26 protein-coding genes and 2 tRNA genes are annotated in these 24251 nt (G+C 72.4%); 8 read left to right on the top strand and 20 right to left on the bottom strand.

The annotated features are described in order from the left end of the window. Positions 1–74 precede the first annotated feature (74 nt). Positions 75–722, top strand: coding sequence for a hypothetical protein (locus tag CBQ26_RS18835; protein ID WP_088250160.1), 648 nt, complete (start codon positions 75–77; stop codon positions 720–722). Positions 723–777: 55 nt separating this feature from the next. Here the strand turns inward: CBQ26_RS18835 and aguB are convergent, their stop codons facing one another. Then, positions 778–1668, bottom strand: coding sequence for an N-carbamoylputrescine amidase (gene aguB / locus CBQ26_RS18830; RefSeq protein ID WP_088250159.1), 891 nt, complete (start codon positions 1666–1668; stop codon positions 778–780). Between the two features lie 127 nt (positions 1669–1795). Here aguB and thrC point away from each other — a divergent pair, with 127 nt between their 5' ends. The 3 genes from thrC to CBQ26_RS22060 all read left to right on the top strand — a co-directional run bounded on the left by thrC (position 1796) and on the right by CBQ26_RS22060 (position 4912). Beyond that, entirely contained in the window at positions 1796–3238 is a 1443-nt protein-coding gene (thrC, locus tag CBQ26_RS18825) for a threonine synthase (protein WP_088250158.1), read from the top strand. A 37-nt stretch (positions 3239–3275) separates the two neighbouring features. Further along, the gene (locus CBQ26_RS18820) at positions 3276–3938 is read left to right on the top strand and encodes a DsbA family oxidoreductase (protein ID WP_088250157.1); all 663 of its coding nucleotides are present in this window, start codon (positions 3276–3278) and stop codon (positions 3936–3938) included. 80 nt (positions 3939–4018) lie between these two features. Beyond that, a complete protein-coding gene (locus CBQ26_RS22060) occupies positions 4019–4912 on the top strand; it encodes a VOC family protein (protein WP_172418168.1) in 894 nt (297 codons plus the stop codon). Positions 4913–5170: 258 nt separating this feature from the next. Here CBQ26_RS22060 and CBQ26_RS18810 read toward each other — a convergent pair whose 3' ends face one another. The 13 genes from CBQ26_RS18810 to CBQ26_RS18750 form a co-directional block, all read right to left on the bottom strand. Further along, positions 5171–6286 carry a GNAT family N-acetyltransferase gene (locus tag CBQ26_RS18810; RefSeq protein WP_088250156.1) on the bottom strand — a complete coding sequence of 372 codons (1116 nt, stop codon included), beginning with the start codon at positions 6284–6286 and terminating at the stop codon, positions 5171–5173. A 22-nt stretch (positions 6287–6308) separates the two neighbouring features. Further along, positions 6309–6692 (bottom strand): hypothetical protein, encoded by a 384-nt coding sequence (locus tag CBQ26_RS18805; RefSeq protein WP_088250155.1) that lies wholly within the window; start codon positions 6690–6692, stop codon positions 6309–6311. 3 nt (positions 6693–6695) lie between these two features. After that, the gene (locus tag CBQ26_RS18800) at positions 6696–7703 is read right to left on the bottom strand and encodes an agmatine deiminase family protein (RefSeq protein ID WP_373297211.1); all 1008 of its coding nucleotides are present in this window, start codon (positions 7701–7703) and stop codon (positions 6696–6698) included. A 128-nt stretch (positions 7704–7831) separates the two neighbouring features. After that, entirely contained in the window at positions 7832–8527 is a 696-nt protein-coding gene (queC, locus tag CBQ26_RS18795; protein WP_088250153.1) for a 7-cyano-7-deazaguanine synthase QueC, read from the bottom strand. A gap of 63 nt (positions 8528–8590) precedes the next feature. Continuing rightward, on the bottom strand, positions 8591–9283 hold the full coding sequence (locus CBQ26_RS18790) for a 7-carboxy-7-deazaguanine synthase QueE (protein WP_088250152.1): 693 nt from the start codon (positions 9281–9283) through the stop codon (positions 8591–8593). Between the two features lie 4 nt (positions 9284–9287). After that, positions 9288–9698, bottom strand: coding sequence for a 6-pyruvoyl trahydropterin synthase family protein (locus CBQ26_RS18785; protein ID WP_088250151.1), 411 nt, complete (start codon positions 9696–9698; stop codon positions 9288–9290). A 4-nt stretch (positions 9699–9702) separates the two neighbouring features. After that, positions 9703–10191 carry a preQ(1) synthase gene (gene queF / locus CBQ26_RS18780; RefSeq protein WP_088250150.1) on the bottom strand — a complete coding sequence of 163 codons (489 nt, stop codon included), beginning with the start codon at positions 10189–10191 and terminating at the stop codon, positions 9703–9705. A gap of 195 nt (positions 10192–10386) precedes the next feature. After that, positions 10387–10462 (bottom strand) — tRNA-Phe (locus tag CBQ26_RS18775). Positions 10463–10467: 5 nt separating this feature from the next. Further along, positions 10468–10543: transfer RNA gene (locus tag CBQ26_RS18770), tRNA-Asp, on the bottom strand. A gap of 91 nt (positions 10544–10634) precedes the next feature. Beyond that, a complete protein-coding gene (locus tag CBQ26_RS18765) occupies positions 10635–11396 on the bottom strand; it encodes a metallophosphoesterase (protein ID WP_088250149.1) in 762 nt (253 codons plus the stop codon). 59 nt (positions 11397–11455) lie between these two features. After that, complete coding sequence (locus CBQ26_RS18760; RefSeq protein ID WP_088250148.1) at positions 11456–12055, bottom strand: single-stranded DNA-binding protein; 600 nt, start codon at positions 12053–12055, stop codon at positions 11456–11458. 65 nt (positions 12056–12120) lie between these two features. Next, complete coding sequence (locus tag CBQ26_RS18755; protein ID WP_229844345.1) at positions 12121–14526, bottom strand: penicillin acylase family protein; 2406 nt, start codon at positions 14524–14526, stop codon at positions 12121–12123. 202 nt (positions 14527–14728) lie between these two features. Next, positions 14729–15097, bottom strand: a complete 369-nt coding sequence (locus tag CBQ26_RS18750; protein WP_088250147.1) for a hypothetical protein — start codon at positions 15095–15097, stop codon at positions 14729–14731. A 219-nt stretch (positions 15098–15316) separates the two neighbouring features. Between CBQ26_RS18750 and CBQ26_RS18745 the strand changes: the two genes are divergently transcribed. Next, positions 15317–16492, top strand: coding sequence for an MFS transporter (locus tag CBQ26_RS18745; protein WP_088250146.1), 1176 nt, complete (start codon positions 15317–15319; stop codon positions 16490–16492). Between the two features lie 44 nt (positions 16493–16536). Here CBQ26_RS18745 and CBQ26_RS18740 read toward each other — a convergent pair whose 3' ends face one another. The 5 genes from CBQ26_RS18740 to CBQ26_RS18720 form a co-directional block, all read right to left on the bottom strand. Continuing rightward, positions 16537–17394, bottom strand: coding sequence for a 4-(cytidine 5'-diphospho)-2-C-methyl-D-erythritol kinase (locus CBQ26_RS18740; protein ID WP_088250145.1), 858 nt, complete (start codon positions 17392–17394; stop codon positions 16537–16539). Next, positions 17391–18062, bottom strand: a complete 672-nt coding sequence (ispD, locus tag CBQ26_RS18735; protein ID WP_088250144.1) for a 2-C-methyl-D-erythritol 4-phosphate cytidylyltransferase — start codon at positions 18060–18062, stop codon at positions 17391–17393. The genes CBQ26_RS18740 and ispD overlap by 4 nt, the downstream gene beginning before the upstream one ends. A gap of 154 nt (positions 18063–18216) precedes the next feature. After that, positions 18217–18783 carry a UbiX family flavin prenyltransferase gene (locus tag CBQ26_RS18730; RefSeq protein ID WP_088250143.1) on the bottom strand — a complete coding sequence of 189 codons (567 nt, stop codon included), beginning with the start codon at positions 18781–18783 and terminating at the stop codon, positions 18217–18219. 85 nt (positions 18784–18868) lie between these two features. Then, on the bottom strand, positions 18869–21004 hold the full coding sequence (locus CBQ26_RS18725; protein ID WP_229844346.1) for a hypothetical protein: 2136 nt from the start codon (positions 21002–21004) through the stop codon (positions 18869–18871). Beyond that, positions 21001–21564 carry a glycerol-3-phosphate acyltransferase gene (locus CBQ26_RS18720; RefSeq protein WP_088250142.1) on the bottom strand — a complete coding sequence of 188 codons (564 nt, stop codon included), beginning with the start codon at positions 21562–21564 and terminating at the stop codon, positions 21001–21003. Before CBQ26_RS18720 ends, CBQ26_RS18725 begins: the two co-directional genes overlap by 4 nt. An 82-nt stretch (positions 21565–21646) precedes the next feature. Here CBQ26_RS18720 and CBQ26_RS18715 point away from each other — a divergent pair, with 82 nt between their 5' ends. Both CBQ26_RS18715 and CBQ26_RS18710 read left to right on the top strand, forming a co-directional pair. Beyond that, on the top strand, positions 21647–22387 hold the full coding sequence (locus CBQ26_RS18715) for a HesA/MoeB/ThiF family protein (protein ID WP_088250141.1): 741 nt from the start codon (positions 21647–21649) through the stop codon (positions 22385–22387). 240 nt (positions 22388–22627) lie between these two features. Beyond that, complete coding sequence (locus CBQ26_RS18710; RefSeq protein ID WP_088250140.1) at positions 22628–23002, top strand: HU family DNA-binding protein; 375 nt, start codon at positions 22628–22630, stop codon at positions 23000–23002. A 107-nt stretch (positions 23003–23109) separates the two neighbouring features. Here the strand turns inward: CBQ26_RS18710 and CBQ26_RS18705 are convergent, their stop codons facing one another. Then, positions 23110–23676: a hypothetical protein gene (locus CBQ26_RS18705; RefSeq protein WP_088250139.1), complete on the bottom strand. Its 567-nt coding sequence runs from the start codon at positions 23674–23676 to the stop codon at positions 23110–23112. Positions 23677–23840: 164 nt separating this feature from the next. Between CBQ26_RS18705 and CBQ26_RS18700 the strand changes: the two genes are divergently transcribed. Further along, on the top strand, positions 23841–24245 hold the full coding sequence (locus CBQ26_RS18700; protein ID WP_055362156.1) for a hypothetical protein: 405 nt from the start codon (positions 23841–23843) through the stop codon (positions 24243–24245). Positions 24246–24251 lie beyond the last annotated feature (6 nt).

The following is a 24251-nucleotide window of genomic DNA, read 5'->3' as shown; positions in this document are numbered from 1 at the left end:
GTGCGCTCCGGTCTACTCGACCCTCAAGCACCCGCGTCGAGTAGATGTGACGGCCGCTGCGGTACGCTGCGGGCATGCCGCCCGCCTGGACGCGCCTGGAATACCCGCACGCCGCGCGGCTGGCCCTGAACCCCGCGTACACCGACCTGCTGCGCCTCCTGATGACCCGCGAGTGGACTGCCGCCCCGCTGGCTGCCGCCGCCGGGCAGGCGCTGAACGCCGCGCACCACCGTCTGGGCCGCCTGCTGGAGGCCGGACTGATCCGCGTCACGCGCCTCGAACGCCGCCGGGGGCGCCCGCTGCGGCACTACCGGGCCGTCAGCGACGCCCTGCTGATCCCGTACCACCTCACGTCGCTGGGCAGCCTGGAGGCGCTGATCTCGCTGCACGAGGACGCCTTCAGCGACCGGTTCCGGCAGGCGGTCGTGCAGGCCGGCGTGCCGCTGGTCCGCCGCGAGGAGGACATCGCCGTGCGCCTGTACCGCCACGCGGGCGGCGTGGTCATGGACGTCACGCCCACCGCCGAGCATTTCGATATGGACGACCTGCTGCGCCCGGAGGCGCCCGCCCTGACCGTCGACTGGGGCGTGCTGCACCTGACCCGCGAGGACGCCAAGGCCCTGCAACGCGACCTGCACGACCTGCTGGCCCGCTACGCCGCGCGGGGCGGCCCGCACCCGCACCTGTACCGCGTGAACCTCGCGCCCGATACCGGCGAGTAGAGAGCGGGAAGGGGAGGCGGGAACACCGATCCACTGCCCACTCCCCACACCTGACTCAGCCTCTGCGGGTCACGCCGTCCAGGGTCAGCAGCGGGCCGTACAGTTCGGGGCGGCGATCGCGGAAGAAGCCCATCCCGGCGCGGAACTTGCGGGCCTCGGCGATGTTCAGGGTGTGGATCAGGGCGCCTTCCTCGGTCTCGGCCAGTTCCGCGACGATCTCGCCGGTGTAGTCGCTGACGAAGGTGTGCCCGTAGTACGTCTGGGTCAGGTCGCCCACGACCTCGGTCCCGATGCGGTTGGCGGCGGCCACGTACGTGGAGTTGCTGACGGCGTGGCCGATCATGGCGCGCTGCCACATGTGGTGGCTGTTCGGGGTTTCCACCTCGGCCGGTTCGCTGCCGATGGCGGTGGGGTACAGCAGGAAGTCCGCGCCTTGCAGCATCATCACGCGGGCCGTCTCCGGGTACCACTGGTCCCAGCAGATGCCCACGCCCACGCGCCCGAAGCGGGTGTCCCAGACTTTAAAGCCGGTGTCGCCGGGGTTGAAGTAGTACTTCTCCTCGTAGCCGGGGCCGTCGGGGATGTGCGTCTTGCGGTAGTTGCCCAAGAGGGTGCCGTCCGCGTCGATGCACACGAGGCTGTTGTAGTGCGCCTGCCCGGCCTTCTCGAAGTACGACAGGGGCAGCACCACGCCCAGTTCGCGGGCCAGTTCCTGGAAACGCCCGATGAACGGGTGGCCCTCCAGCGGGTGCGCCAGCGCGAAGTACTCCTCGCGTTCCACCTGACAGAAGTACAGGTTCTCGAACAGTTCCGGCAGCAGGATCACCTGCGCGCCCTGCGCGGCGGCGTCGCGCACGTGCGCGGTGGCGCGCGTGACGTTGTCTTCGAGTTGATCCGTGACGTGCATCTGCACGACGGCCAGCTTCACGGTGTCGGGGGCTCTCATGCCCCCACGCTACCGGATGGGGGGGGTGAGGATGGTGCGCCCCGCCTTCAGGGAAGGGTGAGGGCCGGCCCCGGTCTGGCTAGCCCCCGGCGCCGTCCGGGGCGCGGGCGGCCTTTAGAGTGACCGTATGAAGTACGTTTCCACGCGCGGCCTGCAGGACCTGGGAAGCTTCTCGGACGTGCTGCTCTCGGGACTCGCCCCGGACGGCGGACTGGCCATGCCCCAGCGCATTCCGACCTTCACGCCCGCGCAGATCGGGGCGTGGCGCGACCTGAGCTACGCCGACCTCGCTTTCGAGGTCATGCGGCCCTTCATCAGCGACATTCCCGAAGACGACCTGCGCCGCCTGCTGCGCGCCACGTACACGCCAGAGGCGTTCCACAGCGAGGCGATCACGCCCCTGACCCCCCTGGGCGAGGCGGGACCGGACGGGGGCGGCCTGTTCCTGCTGGAACTGTCGAACGGACCCTCGCTGGCGTTCAAGGACATGGCCATGCAGTTCCTGGGCCACGTGTTCGAGTACGTGCTGGAGGCGCGCGACGAGCGGCTGAACATCCTGGGCGCCACCAGCGGCGACACCGGCTCGGCCGCCGAGTACGCCATGCTCGGCAAGGCCCGCGTGAACGTGTTCATGCTCTCCCCGCACGGCCGCATGAGCGCCTTCCAGCAGGCGCAGATGTTCAGCCTGCACGACGACAACATCTTCAACGTGGCCCTTCAGGGCGTGTTCGACGACTGCCAGGACCTCGTGAAGGCCGTGAACGCCGACGCCGACTTCAAGGCCCGCTTCGAGATCGGGGCGGTGAACTCCATCAACTGGGCGCGGGTGCTGGCGCAGGCCGTGTACTACTTCCGCGCGTACCTGACCCTGAACCTGCCCGAAGGGGCAGAGGCGGATTTCAGTGTGCCGTCCGGGAACTTCGGGAACGTGTTCGCCGGGTACCTCGCCCGCAGCATGGGCCTGCCGGTCGGGCAGCTGATCGTCGCCACGAACGAGAACGACGTCCTGAACGACTTCTTCACGGGGGGCGTGTATCACGTCCGGCCCGCCGAACGGGTCGCGGTCACCAGCAGCCCCAGCATGGACATCGGCAAGGCCAGCAACTTCGAACGCTACCTGTATCTGATCACCGGCAGCGACGCCCCGCAGACGCACGGCTGGTGGCAGGACGTCGGTGAGGGCCGCCCGGTGGACCTGCGCGGCACCGCCCACTGGGACGCCGTGCAGGCCAGCGGCCTGAAATCCGGGCGCAGTACCCATGCGGACCGCCTGAACACCATCCGCCGCGTGGACCGCGAGCACGGCCGCCTGATCGACCCGCACACCGCCGACGGCGTCCTCGTCGGCGAGCGCCACCGCCGCCCCGGCGTGCCGATGGTCTGCCTGGAGACCGCCCTGCCCGCCAAGTTCGAGGAGACCGTGCAGGAGGCAGTGGGCCGCCTGCCCGAGCGCCCCGAGCGCTTCGCGGGCATCGAGAACGCCCCGAAACGCTTCGAGGTCCTGCCGAACGACGTGCAGACCCTCAAGGACTTCATCGCGGCGCGTCTGGGCGCAAAGCAGCCCAGCTGACCTTCACGCCTAGCCCGGCCGGTGTAGCTTGCCGGGCATGACCGATACCCAGACAGCCGTCCCCCAGGCAACCGACGTATTCATCGACTTCCTGTGCCCCTACGCGTGGCGCGGCGTGGAACTCGCCGCCGTGCTGCGCGCCGGGGGCGAGGCGTTCACGCTGCGGCACTTCTCGCTCGTGCAGGGCAACCACGCTGACAACGCCGGGCAGGCGACCCCCACGTGGTGGCTGACCGATCAGCCGGCCGGTGAGGGCAGCGAGTACCAGCAGGGCAGCCTCGCCGCGTTCCTGGCCGCGCAGGCCGCCGCCCGCCAGGGTGAGGACGCCGCCTGGGCGTTCTCGCTGGCGCTGTTCCGCGCCCGCCACGAACACGGCCAGCCCCTGACGGAAGGCACCATCCAGGCGGCCGCCGTGCAGGCCGCGCTGGACCCGGAACGCTTCGCCGCCGACCTGAGCGACGACGCGGGCCTGCGCGCCACGCTGCGCGCCGACCTGCAGGATGCCGCCGAGATCGGCGTGTTCGGCACGCCCACCTTCGTCCTCCCGACCGGCGAGGCCGCGTACTACCGCTTCGAGAACCTGACCCGCGACCCCGCACAGGCCCGCGCGTGGTGGGACCTGTACGTGACCGTCCTGCGCGACGGAGCGGGCGTGGCGACCATCAAACGCGCCAGGAACCGCCCCGCCCGCCGCGCCTGAAGCAGGGCCGGGCCGCTGTGTGACCGGATGCCCAAGGGCCGCCCCACCCACCGCCCGCCGCCCCTGCCTACGCTCGGGGCATGACCCTCAGCACCCGGCCCGCTCCCGGCGGCCCCTCCCCGATCCTGGACCTCGCGGGCGTGACCCTGGAGGTCAACCACCTGGAGCGTGGCGTGCGCTTCTACGCGCAGGTGCTGGGCCTGCCCCTGCAACACCTGGACGAGGACCGCCGCACCGCCCGCCTCGGCGTGAACGCCTCCCAGACCCTGACGCTGTGGCAGCCCGTCACGCGCCAGCCGAACGACCCGTGGCTGGCACCGCTGCGGGCGCGCGGCGCGGGGCACCTGCACCTCGCGTTCCAGGTGCGGCCAGAGGACCTGCCCCGCTGCCGGACCCTGCTGGACGCCCACGCCCTGCCCTGGCAGGAGATCGACCTGGGTACCCCGGACGCCCCGGACCCCACCCTGTACTTCTTCGATCCGTTCGGGCACGGACTGGAACTGCGGACCGTGAACCGCCACGACCCGCGCCAGCCGCACTGCCCGGTCCCCGACCACCCGCTGGCGCCCGACCCGCACGCGCTGCCGGTCCTGGGCCTGCGCGAGGCAGCCATCGCCTTCGGTGACTACCCAGCCATGAAGGAACGGCTGCCCCGCGCCTACGGTTTCGCGTTCGCCAAGGAGCAGGACGACCGCGACTTCGCTCAGTTCACGCTGGGCCCCTGGCCGGAACCCGACGGGAACGGCACCCCACACCGCTGGCTGTACGCCTGGGACCCGCAGGTAGGACTGGCCGACATGCTGGGCGGCGACCACGCCCTGCTGGAGTTCTACGCCGACGTGCCCGCCGTCGCCGCCCGCGTGCAGGCCGAGGGACTGCCCTGCGTCACTGACGCCGGTCGCCTCGCCGTGCGCGATCCCGAAGGGCATGTGTTCGTGTTCCGCCCGGTGCCGACTGATACGGACTCCGATTGAATGGCTTATAAAGCCGTTCAATCCGAGCGGATGCGAGTAGGAGAGAAACGGATTCCGGACGTGGAGTTGGCAGATCGGTGGTCTTCCGATCTGTCAACGAAATAAACGGAATCCGTATGACAGCGGTTGGAAGTGGAATTGAAGGGCGTGCTGTTGGCCCTTCAATTCCACTTCCAACCGCTGGTGTGAACGGTTTCTCGCTCTGCTCGTTTCAGGGGTGCTGAGGGAACCCCTCGACACCCCTGAAAACCGCTGTGACTAAAGGCGGGTCAGGCCGCTGCGGCGGTCCATGTACGCCGCGTACGCCGGATCGAAGCTGAGCAGCAGGACGGCCATCACGCCGTGTCCATTGATCTGTACGCCCTGAAAGCGGAAGCCCGCGCGGAGCTTCGGGACGATCACCGCGTTGTTCGTCAGGTGGTGGTGGCTGCGGACCAGCGCGTAGCCCTCGCCGTGCAGGGCGTCCAGTACCACGGGCAGCAGCCGCGTGTACACGCCCCGCCCCCGGTGGGCAGGCAGCAGCGCCGTGTTCACCATGTACGCCGTGCGGGTGTCCCAGGCGCGGCTGGCCTGCCACCCGGCCACCCGCCCCGCGTGGCTGATCAGCCAGCTCCACAGCGGGCCGTGCGGTGCGGGGGCGGGTTTACGCTCGCCCCAGTCGAACGAGTCCGTCTCGTAGGCGCTGGCCTCCAGCTGCGCGTACACCTCGCGGTACGTGGCGGTCGGCACGCGGTGCAGCGTGTACCCGCCGCCCAGATCCACGCCCGCCTCCGCGTCTGCCGGGAGGGGGAGGCTGGGCGCGTCGGCCAGACCGGGCAGCGCTTCGTCCGGGACGCCCAGTCGCCGCGCCGCCTCGCCTGATGGCGCGCGCAGGCCGCTGCGGACGTGCATCGCCTGCCCGTACGTCCCATCCAGGCTGAGGGTCAGCGCGGCATTCACCCCGCCCTCGTAGGCATTCAGGCCCTGAAGGTGAAACCCGGCGCGGAGCTTCGGGACGATCACGGCGTTGTTCGTCGCGCGGTGGTGGCTCTGCACCAGCGTGAACCCGGCTGTGCGGAAGGCGGCCAGCAGGTGCGGCAGCAACCGCGAGTACACCCCGCGCCCCTGATGCTCCGGTAGCAGGCCCGTGTCGGCCATGTACACCGTCCGCCCGTCCAGCGCGTGCGCGTGATGCCAGCCGATCAATTCCGCGCCGTGGTACACGCCCCAGTTCCAAGAGTCGCCGACCGGCGGGGCCGGGCGCACCGGCGGGTCGAAGGCGTACAGCGAGTTCCCGCCGAAGATCCGGTCCTCCAGCCGCGCGCACGCCTCCCGGTAGGCCTCCAGCGAGATCGGGCGGGCCACGTACCCGCCGCCCAGGTCAAGGTCAGTCACGCCGTCACTCTGGCACGCGCGGTCAGCGGACGTGGTTCATGTAGAAGTTGTAGACCTGAGCCTGCCACTCTGCGTTCCCCTGGAGGGTGAAATGGATGTCCTCCAGCGGCACCTCGCGGCCCTGGGCGTCCACGAAGCGTGCGCCGTCCAGCGGACGCAGGCCCAGCGTTTCCTCGATAAGGGTCAGCAGGCGCGGTTCATCCAGCAGGTCGCGGAAACTCCCGAACGACACCTGCCGCCCGCTGTCCGGCGCGACACCCCCCATGGAGCGGGGCCGGGCCGCGCCGCAGGCCGGGCAGGAGCCCAGCAGGCCCAGCTGCTGCTCATAGACCAGCCAGCGGTGCCCGCACGCGGGGCATTCCACGGTGCAGATCGGCTGATCCTGCGGCAGCGGCTGGAAGGGCATGGGTCACCCCTGCTGCTGCCAGGGCGTCCCGGTGGGCTGCTGCTGCGTGACGCAGTGGAAACTGCCGCCCCCCTCGATGATCGCGCGGCTGCTCAGGCCGATCACCTCGCGGCCGGGGAACAGCGGCGTCAGGACCTCCAGGGCGCGGGCATCGTTCGGGTCGCCGTACTGCGGGACGACCACGAAGCCGTTCCCGATGTAGAAGTTCGCGTAGGTGGGCGGCAGGCGGCCCTCGGCGCCTTCCAGGTAGGTGGCGGGCAGGGGCAGTTCCACGATGCGGAAGGGCTGGCCGTCCTGGTCGGTCATGGCGCGCAGGTCCGCGAGGTTCTTCGCCATGACCGCGTGGTTGGGGTCCTCGGGGTTGGGTTCGACGCTGGTGACAATGGTGCGCTCATCCGTGAAGCGCGTGATGGTGTCGATGTGCCCGTCGGTGTGGTCGTTCTCCAGGCCGCCGTCCAGCCACAGCAGCTTGCGCACGCCCAGCGTGTCGTTCAGCAGCGCCGCGTATCCTTCCTCGGTCAGGCCGGGGTTGCGGGTGTCGGTCAGGAAGCACGAGCGGGTGGTCAGGCCCACGCCCAGCCCGTTCACTTCCAGGCCGCCGCCCTCCAGCACAAACGGCTGCGCCCAGCGGTGCGTGCCCAGGTGCCCGGCGACGTACTCGGGCACGAGGTTGTCGTGGTCCCAGTTGAACTTCCCGCCCCACGAATTGAACTGCCAGTCGGTCAGGGCCAGATCACCGTCACGCTTCACGAAGATCGGGCCGTTGTCGCGCACCCACACGTCGTCCAGCGGCACGCGGTGGTAGGTGACGTTGGCGCCGTCCAGGCGGGCGCGGGCGTCGGCCTCGCTCTCCTCGTCCCGCACGAGCAGGTGCAGCGGCTCGAAGCGCGCGATGGTCCGCACCAGCCCGGCGAACTCGGCGCGCACGCCCGTCAGGTGCCCGAACCACAGGTCGTCGTCGGCGGGCCAGCTCATCCAGGTGGCGGCGTGCGCGGCCCACTCGGCGGGCATGCTGAAGCCCAGCTCGCGGGGCGTGGGCTCATGCGGGGTGGAGGCAGGGGAGAGGTCGGACATGCCCGCCATTAAAACAGACCCCGGTGCGCGGATTGTCTGATGAGGCGGCATGGGGGGACTGTGTATTACGCCAGCTGTGCCTGGGCGTGGCGGGTGGCAAGGTCCGGGCGGCCCGCCTCGATCAGCGCCCTATCGCGGATGCGGCACGAATCGCACACCCCGCACGGTTCCTCGCCCCCCTGATAGCAACTCCAGGTCACCTCGATCGGCACGCCCACCGCCAGCGCCTCGCGCACGATGTCCGCCTTCGTCATCTCCGCCAGCGGCGCCGTCAGCACCGCCCCGCGCCCCTCCAGGCCCGCCTTCGTCGCCAGGTCCGCCAGCGTCTGATACGCCGACAGGTACTCCGGGCGGCAGTCCGGGTACCCGCTGTAATCCACCGCGTTGATCCCCAGGAACACCCGCTCGGCGTCGATCGCCTCCGCGAGACTCAGACCCACCGCGATGAACACCGTGTTGCGCCCCGGCACGTATGTCGGCGGAATCACGCCGTCTTCCGTCCCGTCCGTCGGCACCACCATCGACTCGTCCGTCAGCGCACTTCCCCCGAACGACCCGATGTTGATGTCGATCACCCGGTGCACGGCCCCGAAATGCGCCGCGACCGTCGCCGCCCGCTCCAGCTCCACCGTATGCCGCTGCCCGTACCGGAACGACAACGCCGTACACGCGTACCCGTCCCGCGTTGCCATGCCCAGCACCGTGCTCGAATCCAGCCCACCCGACAGCAGCACCACCGCCCGCTTCATGCCCTCAGTCATACTCCACCTCCGAAAAAGAACCCCTCACCCCACCCTCTCCCCACGGGAGAGGGCTCCAGAAGCTCAGTACCCCAGGGCCGCGTTCCCGCCGAGGGGAATCAGGCGCTTGTCGCTGTGCGCGTCGAGGTCGTCGGCGCGGTACAGCTTGTGCATCTGGTAACCGGCCCGCAGGCGCGGGTTCTCCTTGACGGCCTGGGTGATCGCGTTCAGCACCCCCAGGTCCCGCTCGCGCGCCCGGCTCCACTCCGGGTGAAGCCAGATCACCGCGTCCTGCGGCAGACCGCTCAGGGTGTCCAGCCCGGCCTGGATGTCACCGGGCTCGTGGACGATGATCTTCACCTCGTCCGCCCGCGCCACGACCTCTGGCAGCGGGGGCTGCCCGAAGGGTTTGGGCGACAGCGTCACCCAGTCCAGCGCCCCGCGCAGCGGTGCGATGCCGCTCGTCTCGATGTGAACCCGGCGGCCCAGCGCGTGCAGGGCGTCCGTCAGGGGGTTCAGGTCGAACAGGATCGGCTCGCCCCCCGTGACCACCACGACCGCGCCGTCCGGGCTCTCGGCGCGTACCACCTCGGCCAGTTCATCGGCACCCATCAGGGTCACGCCGTCGGGGCGGTAGTCACGGTGCCAGGTGCCGGCGCTGTCGCACCACGGGCAGGCCTGCGGGCAGCCGTACAGCCGGATGAAGTACGCCGCGCGGCCCAGGTGAACTCCCTCGCCCTGCCAGGTGTAGAAGCGCTCGTACACCGGGTATTTCACGGCCTCACTCCCAGTACTCGCAGGAACTGTCGGGCGTTTCCCACAGCGTCACGTGCAGGCGCAGGTCGGCGCCGTCGTCCCCGTCGGGCAGGTCGGCGCGCACGCGGTCCATCGTCTTGCGGTGGATGTACGCGGCGATGACCTCGGCGGTGGTGTCGTCGCCCAGGTCCGGGAGGTCGTTCAGGTACGCGTGGTCCAGGCCGCCGGCGTCGACGTCCTTCTTGGCCCATTTGAGGGTCTTGAAGTCCGCGACCATGATGGCGCGCTTCACATGGGCACTCGGGCGCAGGCGGTCACTGCTGAGTTCCATGCGGACGCGGTACGTGTGCCCGTGTAGCCGCCCGCACGGGCCGTCGTAGCCGGTGATCACGTGTGCGGAGTCGAACGTGAATTCCGAACTCAGTTTCCACGGCATCCGCTTACGCCCCCTGGGGCTGATGGTCGGGCGCCACGTACTTCACGGTGCAGATCGTGTTCAGGCCGCCACGCATCCCGTAATCGCAGCGGATCTCCATGCTCAGGGGGTTCAGCAGGTTCACCAGATCCGCCAGCACCCGCCGCGTCGCGTGCTCGTGGTAGATCCCCACGAAACGGTAGCTCGTCAGGTAGTACTTCAGGCTCTTCAGTTCCACGCACGCCTCGCGCGGCAGGTACCGGATCTCCAGGCGGCCGAAGTCCGGCAGGCCACTCCAGGGGCACACCGGGCTGAACTCGTCCGTCACGATCTCGATCTGCATCGGCTCGCCCGGATAGCGCACCGGGTCGTCCTCGCGCACGTGCGGGAAGGTGCCCAGCACCGCCACGTCGATGGCATCCAGGCCCTGCACGTCGTAGCGGCGGTCGAAACCGGGGTTCTGGGGGCCGCAGTCGGCTCCGGCGGTGGCCGGCGTGTTCACAGTGTTCGTCATGTTCTCTCCCTGACGGTCCCGCCGCTTGGTACGGACAGGCCGGGACGACAGCACAGGTCGTCCAGTGGTGGGGGAGCCCCCGCGGGCGGCAGGCTCGCCGGGCATTATCCGTGCCCGCCGCCCCGCTGCCTAGGGCCGCGCCGCCCGAACGGCACAACGAAAACCCCCCACCGCCGGGGTGGGGGGCTTTCTTGGTGGTGGCCAGGGCCGGACTTGAACCGGCGACCCAACGATTTTCAGTCGTTTGCTCTACCAGCTGAGCTACCTAGCCTTCCTTGGCGGTCCGGACGGGATTTGAACCCGCGACCTTCTGCGTGACAGGCAGATATGCTAACCGCTACACTACCGGACCAAGTGGATGTGACTGCTGGTACGCCGCTGTAAAAGCAGCGGGGTTAAGGATAGCGGCGGCTGTCACGGTTGTCAACCGGGCGCGGGCCGGGTCAGAAGGGAACGGCGCGGACGCTGATCAGGGGGTCGGGCTGGTCGGGGTTCAGCATGAGTTCCAGGTACTCGCGGCCGTGCAGGGCGTCGATCATGGCCAGTCCGTGCGTCTCGTCGAGCAGGATGCCGTCCTCGATCTGGGTGTGGCCGTACACGCCGAAGCTCAGGCCGGCCATCTGCACGTACTCGGGCGTGTCGCGGAACCAGCGCTTGGGGCTGCGGTCGGCGTAGAACAGGTCGTCGTAGTGGGTGTGCGCGGGCAGCGGGGAGACGTGCGCGAACTGCACGCTGCCGACCCTCAGTTCCCGGGGGAAGCCCTGCATCCAGTGTTTCAGGTGGTCGGGCAGGTGAATGCCGCCGTGGTCCGGGTCGAATTCGGTGTGCACAAGGCCGCCGCTGGTGCCGAGCACGAAACTGGTGTTCAGGACGGCGTCGTCGTGGTTGCCCAGGATGATGTGGATGGCGTGCGGCGCGGCCAGCTGGTACTCGCGCAGCTGTTCGAGGTGCTTGACCTGTTCGCGCGCGGCGAGGAACAGATGGTCGGGGTTTTTCGGGTCGAAGCGGTGAACGCCGGTCAGGCGGCTGTACTCGCGTTCGTTCTTGGGATGCACGAGGTCGCCGATCAGGACGACCTGGTACAGCCCGGCCTGCACGGGTGGCGTGGGCCGGCCGTTCGCGTCGGCGCAGCTGGCGGCGCGCAGGGCGGCCCAGAGGGTGTCGAAGTCGGCGTGCACGTCACCGAAGGCCAGGAACTTGCGCATCGGCTGTCAGTGTACGGGATCCCGCCGCCCTCCCGCTCCGGCGCCGGTCATGGGGCCGGTCAGCCCCTGAGGATGGCGTGCAGTTCCTTGTAGATGGCGCGGCTCTCCTCGAGCGTCTCGCCGTAGCCGCGCATCAGGATGCGGGCGGCCTCTCCGCCGCGCCCGGCGACTTTCAGCTGTTCGAGCAGGTCCTCGATGTGCCGCCGGGCCTTTTCCATCTGCGGGTCGCGGGGCGGTTCGGGCGGCAGGGGGCGTTCCGGGGCCTCGGTGGGGGCGGGCGTGTCGGTTTCCAGTTCGGTGGTGTTTGCGCCGTCTTCCGGGTCGTACTCGACCCAGACGGGGTCGCTGGTGGGCCGCACGCCGTACGTGCGGGCCAGGTCGGCCAGCGCGGCGCGTTTGGCGTCCGGCAGTGAGTGCGCGGCGGCCAGTCCCTCGCGCACGACGCCGTGGACGGTCAGGCGGGCGCGCACGACGGGCGGGCTGACGCTGTCGCAGGCCCAGGTGAGACTCCAGGCGGGGTCCAGCAGGTCGAGTTGCGGGGCGAGCACGTCGAGGTCCGGGGCGAGGGCCACGCGGGCCTGGTCGCCGCGCAGGTCCAGGGTGGCCCAGGCGGTCATGCTGGCGCGCAGGGCGTCGCGCACGCGGTGAAGGTCAGCCATGTTCCGGAGTGTACCGGGTTGCCGGGCCGGGAACCGGGCTGTGTGAATGCACGGTGGACGCCCGTTCAGGGGCGGGGCGTGAGGGTCAGTTGCCGGGTGCGGCCCCAGTCGGCGGGGTCGGTGCTCATGGGCAGGTACTCCCCGGCGATCCAGCGGCCCTGCTGGTCGGCCGTGTGCCGCGCCAGCGGGTGTCCTTCCTGGCCCAGGCTGCCGATGTACAGGCTGCGGTCGGGGTCGGCGAGGTCCACGATCTGGCGGTAGCTGGCGCCGTGCGTCTGTCGGTACGTGCCGTGTTCGGGCCGGGCGACGTTCACGGTGTTCGTTCCGCCGGGCGTGGGGGCCTCGTGGTTGAACAGCCACGCCAGCGCGCCGACCTTCCCGAAGGCGCGGTGGTGGCTGGCGACGGTGTGCAGCCGCCCGTACGTCCAGCGGTTCAGGTCGGGTCCCAGGCGGCCTTCCAGGTCGGTCAGGGCGGCGTCCAGCGTGCGGGTCAGCAGGGCGGCGCAGTCGCCGGCGCCGTTCACGGCGCACAGTTCGCCGTTCCCGCGCAGCTGGTTCAGGACCGAGAGGCTGTTCATGACCGCGTCGTTGCCCAGCTCGTCGCGGGCCATCCTTTGCAGTTGCATCAGCCACGCCTCGAACAGGGTGGACGGCACGCTGTCGGTCGTCTGCCGGCCGTCCCAGCCGCGCAGCCGCTCCAGGGCCTGCCGGGCGCGGTCGCTGCCGGGCCGGGTGGCGAGGAGCGGCCCGCGCAGGTCCGCCCACACCAGACTCAGGGTGTCGAGCTGCACGCGCCGCACGTCCGCGACCGTCAGGGTGCGGCCGCCCTCCAGCAGGTCCGTGATCCGCCGGGCGCGGTACGGTTCCGCCCAGTTGCGGTCGTTGCCCAGCGCGTGCGGGTAGCTGTCCGGCACGACCCGGTTGTTCGCGGTGACGATCAATCCGTCGGCGGGGTTGAAGGTGTGCGGCAGCTGCTCGAACGGCACGAAGCCCTGCCACTCGCGCGACCCGTCCCCGCTGACCGGCAGGCTGCCGTCCCAGCCGCGCCGGACGGGAATGCGGCCCGGCGCGTAGTAGCCGGTGTTGCCGTCCACGTCGGCGTACACGAAACTCTGGCTGGGGGCCACGTAGGACCGCAGCGCGCCCGTGAAGTCCGCCCAGTTGCGCGCGTAGTTCAGGCCCAGGAAGGCGTCCATGGTCGTGTCGCCGTCCTGAAGGGCAGTCCATTTCAGCGCGACGCGCGGCCCGACCGCGCCCGCCCCGGCGTCGCTGATGATCGGCCCGTGCCGGCTGCTGCGCACCGTGAGGATCACGTCGGGCGCGCCCTTGACCCGGATGACCTCGCGGCGGCTGGTCAGCGGCGCGCCCTCGGGTTCGATGTACAGGTCCTGCACGTCCGGGTTGACGTTCGTCACGCCCCACGCGACCCGCTCGTTGCGGCCGATCACGATGGCCGGCAGGCCCGGAATGCTCGCCCCGATGGCCTTCAGGCGGTCACCCTGCAGGTCCGCGAGGTACCACAGCATCGGCGCGGTCAGCGCGAGGTGCGGGTCGTCCGCCAGGATCGGTTTCCCGCTGGCCGCGCGGGTCCCGGCGATCACCCAGTTGTTGCTGCCCTTGCCCGGCACGGCCTGCAGGCCCAGCGTCCGCGCCGCCTGCAGGTGCGCGCGCAGCGCGGTCACGGTCGCCTGCGGCAGCGCCGTGGGCGCGGCGGCCCGGCCTGCCGCCACTGATCGGCCCACCGCCTTTCCCGTCCTGGCCGCGCCGGTCAGGGACTGCGCCGCGCCGCTCAGCTCGTCGGCACTCAGGACGGTCGGCGCGCCGTCCGGGTAGGGCGCCGTCACCTGATCCAGTCCGTCCGCGCCCAGCCGGCGCACGACCTGCGCGCCCAGCACCTCCTCCTCGTAGTTGCCGCCCAGATCGAAGGCCATCAGCTTGCTCCAGGACACGCTGTCCACCTCGCGCCAGGGTTCGGGCGTGTAGCCCAGAATCCGGAACTCCAGTGCGGTCCGCCCCTGCGCCTGCGCGGCGTTCACGCCCGCCGTGTACGCCCGGATCAGCGCGCGCGACTGCGCCGACAGCGCCGGCAGAGACGCCTGGGCGGCCCGCTCGAAGCCCCAGGTGCGCAGGAACCGGTCCTGCGGCAGCGCCGCCCCGCCCAGCACCTCGGCCAGTCGGCCCTGCGCCACGCGCCGCTGGAAGTCCATCTGCCACGCCCGGTCCTGCCAGTGCGCGAAACCCAGCGCGAACACCGCGTCCGCGTCGGTGTTCGCGCGGATGTGAGGCACGCCCCAGGCGTCCCGCGTGACCGTCACCGCGCCGCCCAGCCCACCCGCCGCTGCGCTCCCGGCGTGCTGCCCCTGCGCCGACAGGTGCAGCCACGCGCCCGCGCCGCCCAGCGCGAGCAGCAGCGCGCCCGTCACTCCCAGTGCCGCGCGCCCCGCGACCGCCCACCCTGACCGTTTCCTCACGCCGCCCGCCGCCTGCCGTCTGTGCCTCACGTTGCGCTCCCCTGACACCCGCGCCCGTGCCGGGGCGGTGTCTGCTGCCTGCTCTGTCTGCCTCTGATCCGTGAAGCATAGCGCCCGGCCCTGCCGCCGCGACGTGCAGAAACCCGCTCCCGGAACGGCCGGGGCGGGTTGGTATCAGGGCCGGGCTCAGCGGCCCGCCGGGTCAGAATTCTTCGTGCAGCAGGGCGGCGTTCGCGGCGGCGCGGCGCGGGTGGACCGGCAGGCGCTCGGTCAGCATCAGCAGCCCCTGGGTGCCGGCGTGGGTCAGGCCGCTCAGGAACTGCCCGCTGACCGGCGTGTCGAAACACGGCTGCGGTACCGGCAACGTGCAGTCCAGCACGCAGAAATCCAGTCGGGCGTCCGGTCTGGCCGGGCAGGTGACGGCCGCGCCGTACCCGTTCGAGAACCGGAACACCAGCAGTTCCCCGTCCGGCAGGGTGTGCCGTTCGGGTTCGTGCAGCAGCGCCGGAAAGGACGTGGTCGGCGTCAGCAGCGCCGCGTGAAGGCTGAGCACGGGATCGTGAAGGGTCATGGGCGCACTCCTGAGGGCCGGACGTGAACGCCGGCAGCGTTCAGGACAGCCGGATCGGTGAAAGGATCGGGTGGGAACAGGCGCCGGGCCGGACGTCCGGGGCTCTGACCGGCACCGTACGGCCGGCGTCCTTACGGGTCACTTACCACCCGCGACCTTCAGACCCCCGCTGCCCCCACCTGGGGGGGTGGCCGGCCGGCGGGCCGTACAATCGGCGCTGTGTTGTGGCTGCGGCCCCTGACCATGCTGCGGCTCCTGACGCTGCTGACCCTGTGTGAGACTGTCCGCACCGGGTTCTTCGTGTCGGCCCTGCCGGTCAGTGGCCCGGCGCTGCCGCTGAGCGCCGCCGCGATCGGCGCGATGGCCGGCGCGCACTACCTGGCGGACGCGCTCGCCAAGGGACCGGCCGGGCTGCTGATCGGCCGCTGGGGCCTGGGCGCCGCACTGCTGCCCGGCCCGCTGCTGGGCCTCGCGGCGCTGCTGCTGGCCCGCCACGCCCCGCACGCCCTGAGCGGCGTGCTGGTATGCGCCGCGTGGGGCGTGGGGTACGCGGCGCTGTGGCCGGGCGTCATGAGCGCCTCGCAGGCGCTGGCCGTGCCGGGCCGCACCGCCCGCGCCCTGACCGTCAGCAACCTGAGCGTGGCGCCCGCCATCCTGACCGGCGCGCTGGTGGTCGGGCCGCTCATGAAAGGCTGGCCGGACCTGACCTGGACGGCGCTGCTGGTCACGCAACTCCTGACGGCGCTGCTGGCCCTGAGCCTGCTGCGGGTGCGGCTGCCCGCCCCGGAGCGGACCGCGCCGCTGTGGCGCGACTGGCGGCCCGTCGCGGGCCTGCTGCCCGCCGCGTTCGTGCAGACGCTCGCCCCGGCCCTGCTGAGCACCGTCCTGTACCCGCTGCTCGACCGCCTGGACCTGACCGTGCGCGACCTGCTGCCGGGCGGTGCGGTCGCCCTGACCACCTTCGGCCTGAGCGTGTGGCTGATCGGCCGCCGCGCCGACCGGGGCGACCCGCGCCGCGCGCTGCTGCCGGGCCTGCTGCTGCTGGCCGGCACCTTCGCGCTGGCCGCCGCGCCCGGCGTGACCACCCTGCTGCCGCTGCTGGGCGCGCTGCTGGGCGCGCTGCTGGGCGCCGGGTACGGAGCGTTCATCACCGGCTGGAACGGTCTGGTCGCCCGGACCCTCCCGGAAGGGCAGCGGGCCGCCGCGTGGGGGACCGTCATGGCCGTCGAGGCGCTCGGTTACGCCGCCGGTCCCGTCCTGGGCGGCGTGGCGTGGCAACTGGCGGGCGTGCCCGGCGTGTTCGGGCTGGGCGCCGCCGTGTTCCTGGGCGCCCTGCTGTACGACCTGCTGCGCCACCGCGCCCCGACCGGGAAGGCGGCGGGCGGCCGGGGGTAGGGGAGAGGCCCCTGCGCCTCACGTCCCGGCCGCGCACTCCGGCGTTACAGCGTGCGGGTGGCCTGCACCCACCAGTGCGGGAACTGCCGGGCCAGGGTCTGCGCGGCGTCGTGCGCGTGGGCGTCGTCGCGGGCCAGTCCCAGGCAGGTGCTGCCCGAACCGCTCATCAGGGGCGAGTGCAGCCCGGCCGCCTCCAGCGCCCCCAGCGCCTCGCGGATGGGCGCGTGGCGCGCGGCGACCGGGCCCTGCAGGGCGTTCAGGTACGGAACGGGGCGGCCGTTCGTCAGGGCGGCCAGGATCGCCTCGACGTCCAGCGCGGGCGTGAAGGCCTCCTCGGCGTCCAGCCAGGCGTAGGCGTCGCGGGCGCTGACCTCCACACCGGGATTCACCAGCACCAGCGACACGGGCGGCACCGGCAGCGGCGCCAGGATCTCGCCCACACCGGACGCCACGGCTGCGCGGCCCAGCAGGAAGAACGGCACGTCCGCGCCGAGTGTCAGGGCCAGCCCCGGCAGGTCCACGCGCGCCGGGTACAGCCGCGCCAGGGCCATCAGGGTGGTCGCGGCGTCGCTGCTGCCGCCCCCCAGCCCGGACGCCAGCGGCAGGCGCTTGTGCAGCGTGATGGCCGCCCCGCCGTCCACTCCGGCGGCGTCCAGGTACGCGCGGGCGGCGCGGAACACCAGGTTGCCCTCGTCGGCCGGCAGGTCCGCGCCCTGCACGCGCAGGCTCAGCGTGCCGGCCGGGGCGATGTCCAGGTCGTCCCCGACGTTCAGCGGGACCATCAGCGAGTGCAGTTCGTGGTACCCGTCGGCGCGCAGGTCACGGACACTCAGGCCCAGGTTCACCTTCGCCGGCGCGAAGTACGTGACGTGGGGGGCGGGGTCGGCGGGAGCGTGGCTCATGACGCCCCAGCATCCCACACGCGGGCCAGGGCCTGCGCGATCAGCAGGTCGCCGGGCGTCGTGACCTTCAGCAGCCGCGCGTCGCCCGGCACCAGCGCCACCGGCTGCCCCGCGCGGGCGATCAGGCCGGCGTCGTCGGTGGCGGCGTGACCGTCGGCCAGCGCCGCCTCGTGCGCGGCGATCAGGGCCGCGCGGCGGAAGGCCTGCGGGGTCTGCACGGCCCACAGGCCCTCGCGGGGCGTCAGGGTTCCCCAGTCGCCCGCCGGGTCGGCGCGCACCAGCGTGTCGGCCACGGGCATCGCGGCGGTCGCCGCCCCCGTGTCCTGCACGGCGGCCAGCAGGTCACGGATCACGCGCGAGGGCAGGAAGGGCCGCGCGGCGTCGTGAATCAGCACCACGTCGGCGTCCGTGGCGCGCAGCAACGCCAGCACGCTCGCCTGCCGGGTGTCGCCGCCCACCACCGCGCGGCCCGGCACGTCGTCCGGCAGGGTCAGCCCGGCCGGCAGCGCGATCAGGACCTCGTGCACGTGCGGGGCGAGCGCGGCGGCCGAGCGGCCCAGCAGCGTGCGCCCCTCGACCGGCACGAACGCCTTGGGACCCAGGCCCAGGCGCGTGCCGGACCCGGCCGCCGGGATCAGCGCCGCGACCTTCACGGGCTTCCCCCTCATACGGACTCCGATTGAATGGGCTGCAAAGCCCGTTCAATCCGAGCGGATGCGACTCGTAGAGCTGCCCCGCAGAGAAGGAGAAGAACGGGTTCCGGACGTGGAGCCGGCAATCCGGTGCGGTTCCGGATTGTCGGCGAAACAAACGGAATCCGTATCACGCTCCGTCCTCCCGCCAGCGCTGGAAGCCCGGCACGTCCAGCCCGAACTGATCGAGGACCCGCGCCGTCACGAAGTGCAGCAGCTCGTCCACGCTGCGCGGCGCGTGGTAGAAGCCCGCGCTGGCGGTCATGACGGTCGCGCCCGCGTCGTGCGCGGCGAGCATGTTCAGCAGCGCCGGGCGCGGCAGCGGGTCCTCGCGCAGCACCAGCACCAGCGGCCGGCGTTCCTTGAGGGTCACGTGCGCCGCGCGCGCCAGCAGGTTGTCGGCAAAGCCGTGCGCGACCTTCGCCAGCGTGCCCGCGCTGCACGGAACGATCAGCATGCCGTCCGTGCGGAACGACCCGCTCGCCACGCCCGCCGCGAGATCCCGGTCGTCATGCACGTGCCGGGCCAGCGCCGTCAGGTCCGGCAGCTGCGGCCCGCTCCCCTCGGCCGTCATGACCCGCTTGGCGCCGCTGGACACGATCAGGTGCGACTCCACGTTCAGGTCGTGCAGGGCGCGCAGGACCGCGTGCGCGTACGGAATGCCGCTTCCACCGGAAACACCCACCACCAGCTTCATGCGCGCACCCTAACAGGCCCGCGCGCGCCCGGCTGTACGACCGGATGCAGGCGCCCCGCGCGGCCCGGTTCAATCGAAGTCCGTGTCAGCTGCGGCCCGTGTCGGCCACGTCCCGCCGCAGCCGGCGCGCGTGCCGCACCTCGGCTGCCACGAACGCCAGGGTGTTCACGACGTACGTGAACACCAGCAGGCCCGTCAGGGCCGCCTGCGCGCCGCCGCGCGTCAACTCCGGCAGGGTCGGGAACCCGGTCAGGCCGGTCGCGGGCGCCAGTCCGGCCACCGCGCCGCCCCAGGCGAGCAGCAGGATCCCGCCCCACGGACTGTCGATCAGCGACGAACCGGGCAGCGCCAGCGCCAGCAGCCGGAACCCCGCCGGGCGCGACAGGCGCGGCGGCAGCGGCGTGCGCGGCAACAGCAGCGACAGTGCCAGCAGCCCGGTCAGGACCGCCGACCCCAGCAGGCCCAGCGCCACCCGCCGCCCCACCGCCGGGTCCGTGAGCAGCGCCGCCGGGCTGGACAGCGCGGCGCGCAGCGTCACGCTCAGGTCGCCGGTCACGGCCCGCGTCACGCTGCGCTGGTCCGGGTAGCACAGGCGCGGCTCGCCGGGCCGGTTGGTCCGCTGGAACTCCAGGGACGCCGCGCCGGGGTTCAGGCCCAGGTTGAACGCCGCCGCGCTCAGGTCCGGGCGGGTCGACAGGGCGGCGCGGTACAGGTCGCGCGCCTGCGGTTCGTCGCCGCGCGCCTGCGCGATCACACCCAGGTTGTTGCGGGCGCAGGCGTCCGGCAGCGCGCGGGTGTACAGGCTCCGCGCGAGGCCGTCCTGCCCGTCGAGCTGCGCGGCCAGCCCGGTCAGCAGCGCCGCGTCCGGTCCCGGCCGCAGGGTCAGGTCCGCCAGTTGCGCGTTGCCCCACCCGCCCCCGTACGTGCCGCCGCTCAGGGCCGGGGACTGCTGGGCCGCGCCGGCGTGCGCCGCCCAGTGCAGGCCGCCCAGCGTGCCCAGCAGCGCCGCGCCCAGCAGCGTCAGCATCAGGCGTTCGCTGGGCGAGGTGTACCCCACGAACACCCGCCGGGCGCGGGACAGCGGGTGACGCACCCACGAGCGGTAGCGGCCGCCCAGCGCGCGGGTGTCCTCCCACTGCGCGGACCACGCGCGCGCCGCGAGGGTCAGCAGCGCGGCCGTCAGGGTCAGCAGCAGCGCCAGCGCCGCCAGTCGCCCCGCGCCCCGCACGCGGTCCAGGCCCTCGGGTCCCAGGTTGTACAGGGTGCCGCTGCTCAGGGACCGCGTGAACTGCCGCCACTCCTCGGCCTCGCCCTCGCGGCCCTGCTCGTCCAGGATGCGGGCGTAGCGGGTGTACAGCGCCGCGCCGCCCTGAAAGCGGGGGTGCAGGTCCCGCAGGTACGTCATCCAGGTGGCGGCCCGCGCCAGACGGTTCTGTTCGAGCAGCGTGCCCACGTACCCGCTGGGATTGCCGTACGCGCCCAGCGCCGCGCGCGAGATCGGCACGTCCGGGTCCAGGCCGCGCGCGGCGGCGTCCCGGCGGGCCCGGTCGAGCGCCAGGTCCGCCGCCGACGGGAAGCCCGCGCCGTCCAGGCGGGCGGCCAGCTGCACCCAGGCCGGGAACGGCATGCTGACGTTCAGGGCGCGGCGCACGGCGCTCAGGGCGGCGTAGTCGTCGCCGCGCGCCGCCTGCGCCTGCCGCAACGCCAGGAAGGGATTGAGGGGGTCCTGCGCGGCCGCGCGTTCCAGGTCGGCGGGCGGCACGCTGTCGGCGGCGCGGGCCAGCCAGCCGGTCACGTCCGGGTCCGGTGGGAAGACCACGCGTTCCTGCACGCTGAGCAGGCCGCCGGCGCTGTCCAGCGTGAAGCGTTCGTTCACGCTGCCGAGCTGCGTGGTGACGCGCACCACGCCCCCGGAGGCGTCCAGGGACGTGACGGGTCCCGGCAGGTCCGCGCGGCCCTGCACCGCGCCGCCCGGCCCGAAGGCGTACACGACCGGCCCGACGCCCAGGTACACGGTCGCGCCGACCTCCAGCGGACCGGTCAGGTTGCCCAGGCCGGGCGGCAAGGTCCGCGACCACAGCAGGCGGGGGCCGTCCTCGGCGCGCAGGGTGCGGTCCTCCAGGACGGCGCCGGCCTGGGCCAGCGTCAGCAGGCCCGACGCCAGCAGCGCCGCGCCCCGCGCCAGCAACGGCCCGGCGGGCCGCCGGATGGGGCGCGTCACGCCGCGCCTCCGCGCCGCAGCAGGTGCAGGCTGCGGGCCGCCATGACCGCCCCGCCCGCCAGCAGTTCCGGCAGGCCCCCGTACCGCGCGGCGAACAGCATGCCCAGCGGCACGGCCACCGCCGCCGCGAACGGCACCGCGTTCAGTCCCACCCGGCGCTGCCCCCAGGCGCGGTACGCGGGAATCACCAGCGCCGCCACGCCCAGCGTCAGCAGCAGCGTCAGGGGCGCCGTGACCAGCAGCACGCCGATCAGCGGCACGATGCCCGCCCCGCCCCGGAAGCGGAAGAACACCGGGTAGCAGTGGCCCAGCACCACGCCCAGCGCCGCCAGCCAGCCCAGGTCCGGCGCGGCCCACTGGGCCAGCAGGGCGGCCAGCGCGCCGCGCAGCAGGTCCCCGCCCGTCACCAGGGCGGCGGCGGCCGCGCCGTACTGCCGGTACGTGCCGCTCGCGCCGGGCAGGTCGCGTCCGCGGATGTCCGCGCCGCGCGCGCGCGAGTACAGCACGCCCGACACCAGCGAACCCAGCAGGTAGGAGGTCAGCAGGATCAGGGCGGGCATACGCGCGGCATTGTACGGCGAAGGCCGGGGGCGGCGCGCTGCGCTGCGTGCCGGCGCGGCGTGGCCGCACTACACTCCGGGCATGACCGACCCGATCACCGCCTCGCCTCCTCGCGTGACCGGCCGCAGCGAACTGCGCCGGTACTCCCGGCAGCTGCTGGTCCCCGAGTGGCTGGAGGCCGGCGCGCAGGAGCGCCTGCGGGCCGCGACGGTCCTGATCGTCGGGGCGGGCGGGCTGGGCGGGCCGGTGGCGCTGGCGCTGGCCGGGGCGGGCGTGGGCCGCCTGATCATCGCGGACAGCGACACGGTGGACCTGAGCAACCTGCACCGCCAGACGCAGTTCACGCAGGCCGACGTGGGGCGGCCCAAGGCGGCGCTGACGGCCGCGCGGGCGCAGGCGGTCAATCCCTTCGTGACGGCGCTGGCCGCCCCGCACCTGGACGCCGGGAACGCCCGCGACCTGCTGGGCGGCGCGGACCTGACCGTGGACGCCACCGACAACTTCGGGTCGCGGTACCTGATCGCCGACACCTGCGCGGCGCTGGGCCGCGAGTGGGTGTGGGGGGCGGCCAGCGGCACGAGCGGCATGGTCAGCGTGTTCGGCCCTGGCCTGGGCCTGCGTGACGTGTTTCCCGATCCGGGCGACGACCTGTCCTGCGACGAGGCGGGCGTGATCGGCCCGGTCCCGGCGGTGGTGGGGAACATGATGGCGCTGGAGGCTCTGAAGCTGCTGGGCGGCGTCGGTGAGCCGCTGCGCGGGCGCCTGTGGACCCTGGACGCCCTGACCGGCCGCACCCGCACGCTGGCCCTGCGCGCGCCCTGAGCCCCGGCGTTCGGGAGCCGGAAGGCGCCGGGGGAATCTGGGGGGGGTGCCCTCTGCGGGTGCCGGAGCAGACTGTGGGATTTTTCTCATCCAGTCGCGGTTTTCAGGGCGCGGCAGCGGGGGCGGGGCAGGCTGCGCTCCGACTGGGTCGCCGTTCTTCGCTTGACGCGGGGCAATGGTGTGTTAGTGTGCATTTGAGCCAAAAATTCACCGCTCAATTCAGTTCCCGGAGGTTCCCGCATGGCCAAGAGCAGCAAGCCCGCCGCGAAGAAACCCGCCACCCGTCCCGCCGCCCGGACTGCCAAGGCCGCGCCGGCCGAGACGGTCCCTGCCGACGCCGGGAAGATCGCCAAGACGCAGATCATCGACATGGTCGCCGACCGCACCACCCTGAACAAGAAACAGGCGGGCGAGGCGGTCAGCACCATGGTCGACTGCGTGATCGACGCGCTGCGCAGCGGCCACAGCGTCGGCCTGCCGGGCCTGGGAACCCTCAGCATCGCCCAGACCGCCGCCCGGACCGGCGTGAAACCCGGCACCAGCGAACGCATCACCATTCCCGCCGGGAAGAAGGTGCGTTTCAAGGTCGCCACCACCCTCAAGGGCAGTCTGTAAGCAGGTCGTCACCGCTCAGAGCGGCCGGCGGGGGAGACGGGGCGAAGACCCCGCTTCCCTCCCGGCCGCTCCGCTGCCACCCGCTCTGAGCGGTCGGTATCGCCGGATCAGCGGCGCGGCGTGGCCAGCCACTGCTCCAGCTGCCCGCCGGGCCGCAGGCGGTGCGCGTGCAGGCGCGTGTCCGGTCCGGGCGGGCCGTGCAGGACGCCGTGCAGCGTCAGGCGGTCGAGTTCGTCCGCGAGGTTCAGCTGCTCGGTCACCTGTCCGCCCTGCACGAGCAGCAGCGTGCCGTGCGTCCAGCGGGCCGTCAGGGCGCGCAGGTCGGCGGGGGCCAGCGGGCGGGGCGTGCCGGGCAGCATCAGGTGGTGGCGGGCGGCGGCCAGCGTCTCGCCGCGCAGGGTGCCGCCGCCGCTCCAGGGGTCGGCGCGCAGGTCCAGCGCCGCGCCGCGCAGCGTCAGGTGCGCGCCCAGCAGGCGGGCGCTGTCGTGCAGCACGGCGCGCAGCGTGGTCAGCGGCGTGCGGGCGTGCAGGTGCAGCAGCCGGGCGTCCAGGCGGGCCAGCGGCGCGCCGCGCACCTCGGCGGCGTACTGCGGCGGGTAGAAGGCGACGGTCAGATGAAGACTGGGAGTGCCGGGCGGTCCCGGCGCGTCCGGGTCCGGTGGGAACTGGTTCATGACGGGCCTCCGTCGCCCGGAGCCGCGGGTGGCCCGGAGCGGGGACAGGACACTGAAGGTGGATGCCGCTCATCCTGACACGCCGCGCGCCCCGCGTGGGGCCGGATCGGGGGAATGCGAGCCGGAGCCCGGCCTGACCGGGCGGGCCTTGCTACGCTGGGGGTATGACTGACGCTGCTGTTCGCGCGAAACTCACTGCCCTGGTCCCGGCGCTACGGCATTTTCATTCCGCGCTGCTGGACTTCGCCAAGAGTGACTACGAGTTCCTGAACGGTCCGGTCGGGGGGCCGTTCGAGCTGTACTCGCTGGTCATGAACCACCCGCAGTTCCAGTGGCTGCGGCCCCTGTCGGGCCTGATGGCCACGCTGGACGAGGTGCTGGACGCCAAGGACACCACCCTGACCGAACGGAACGTGACCGACATCCGTCAGGCGCTGGGCCTGCTGTTCGCCGAGACCGACACGCGCTTCGCGGAGTTCCGGGGCGGGTACAACCGCGCCCGCACGGACCTGCGCGTCCGCGAGACCGAGGCGAAGTGGCGCGAGATCCTGCACAGCCTGGAAGCCTGAGCCGCC

It is taken from the genome of Deinococcus indicus, from assembly GCF_002198095.1.
Taxonomy (GTDB): Bacteria; Deinococcota; Deinococci; order Deinococcales; family Deinococcaceae; genus Deinococcus; species Deinococcus caeni.
The sequence above is the reverse complement of the archived record's forward strand: the minus strand, read 5'-3'. Positions and strand labels throughout refer to the sequence as shown.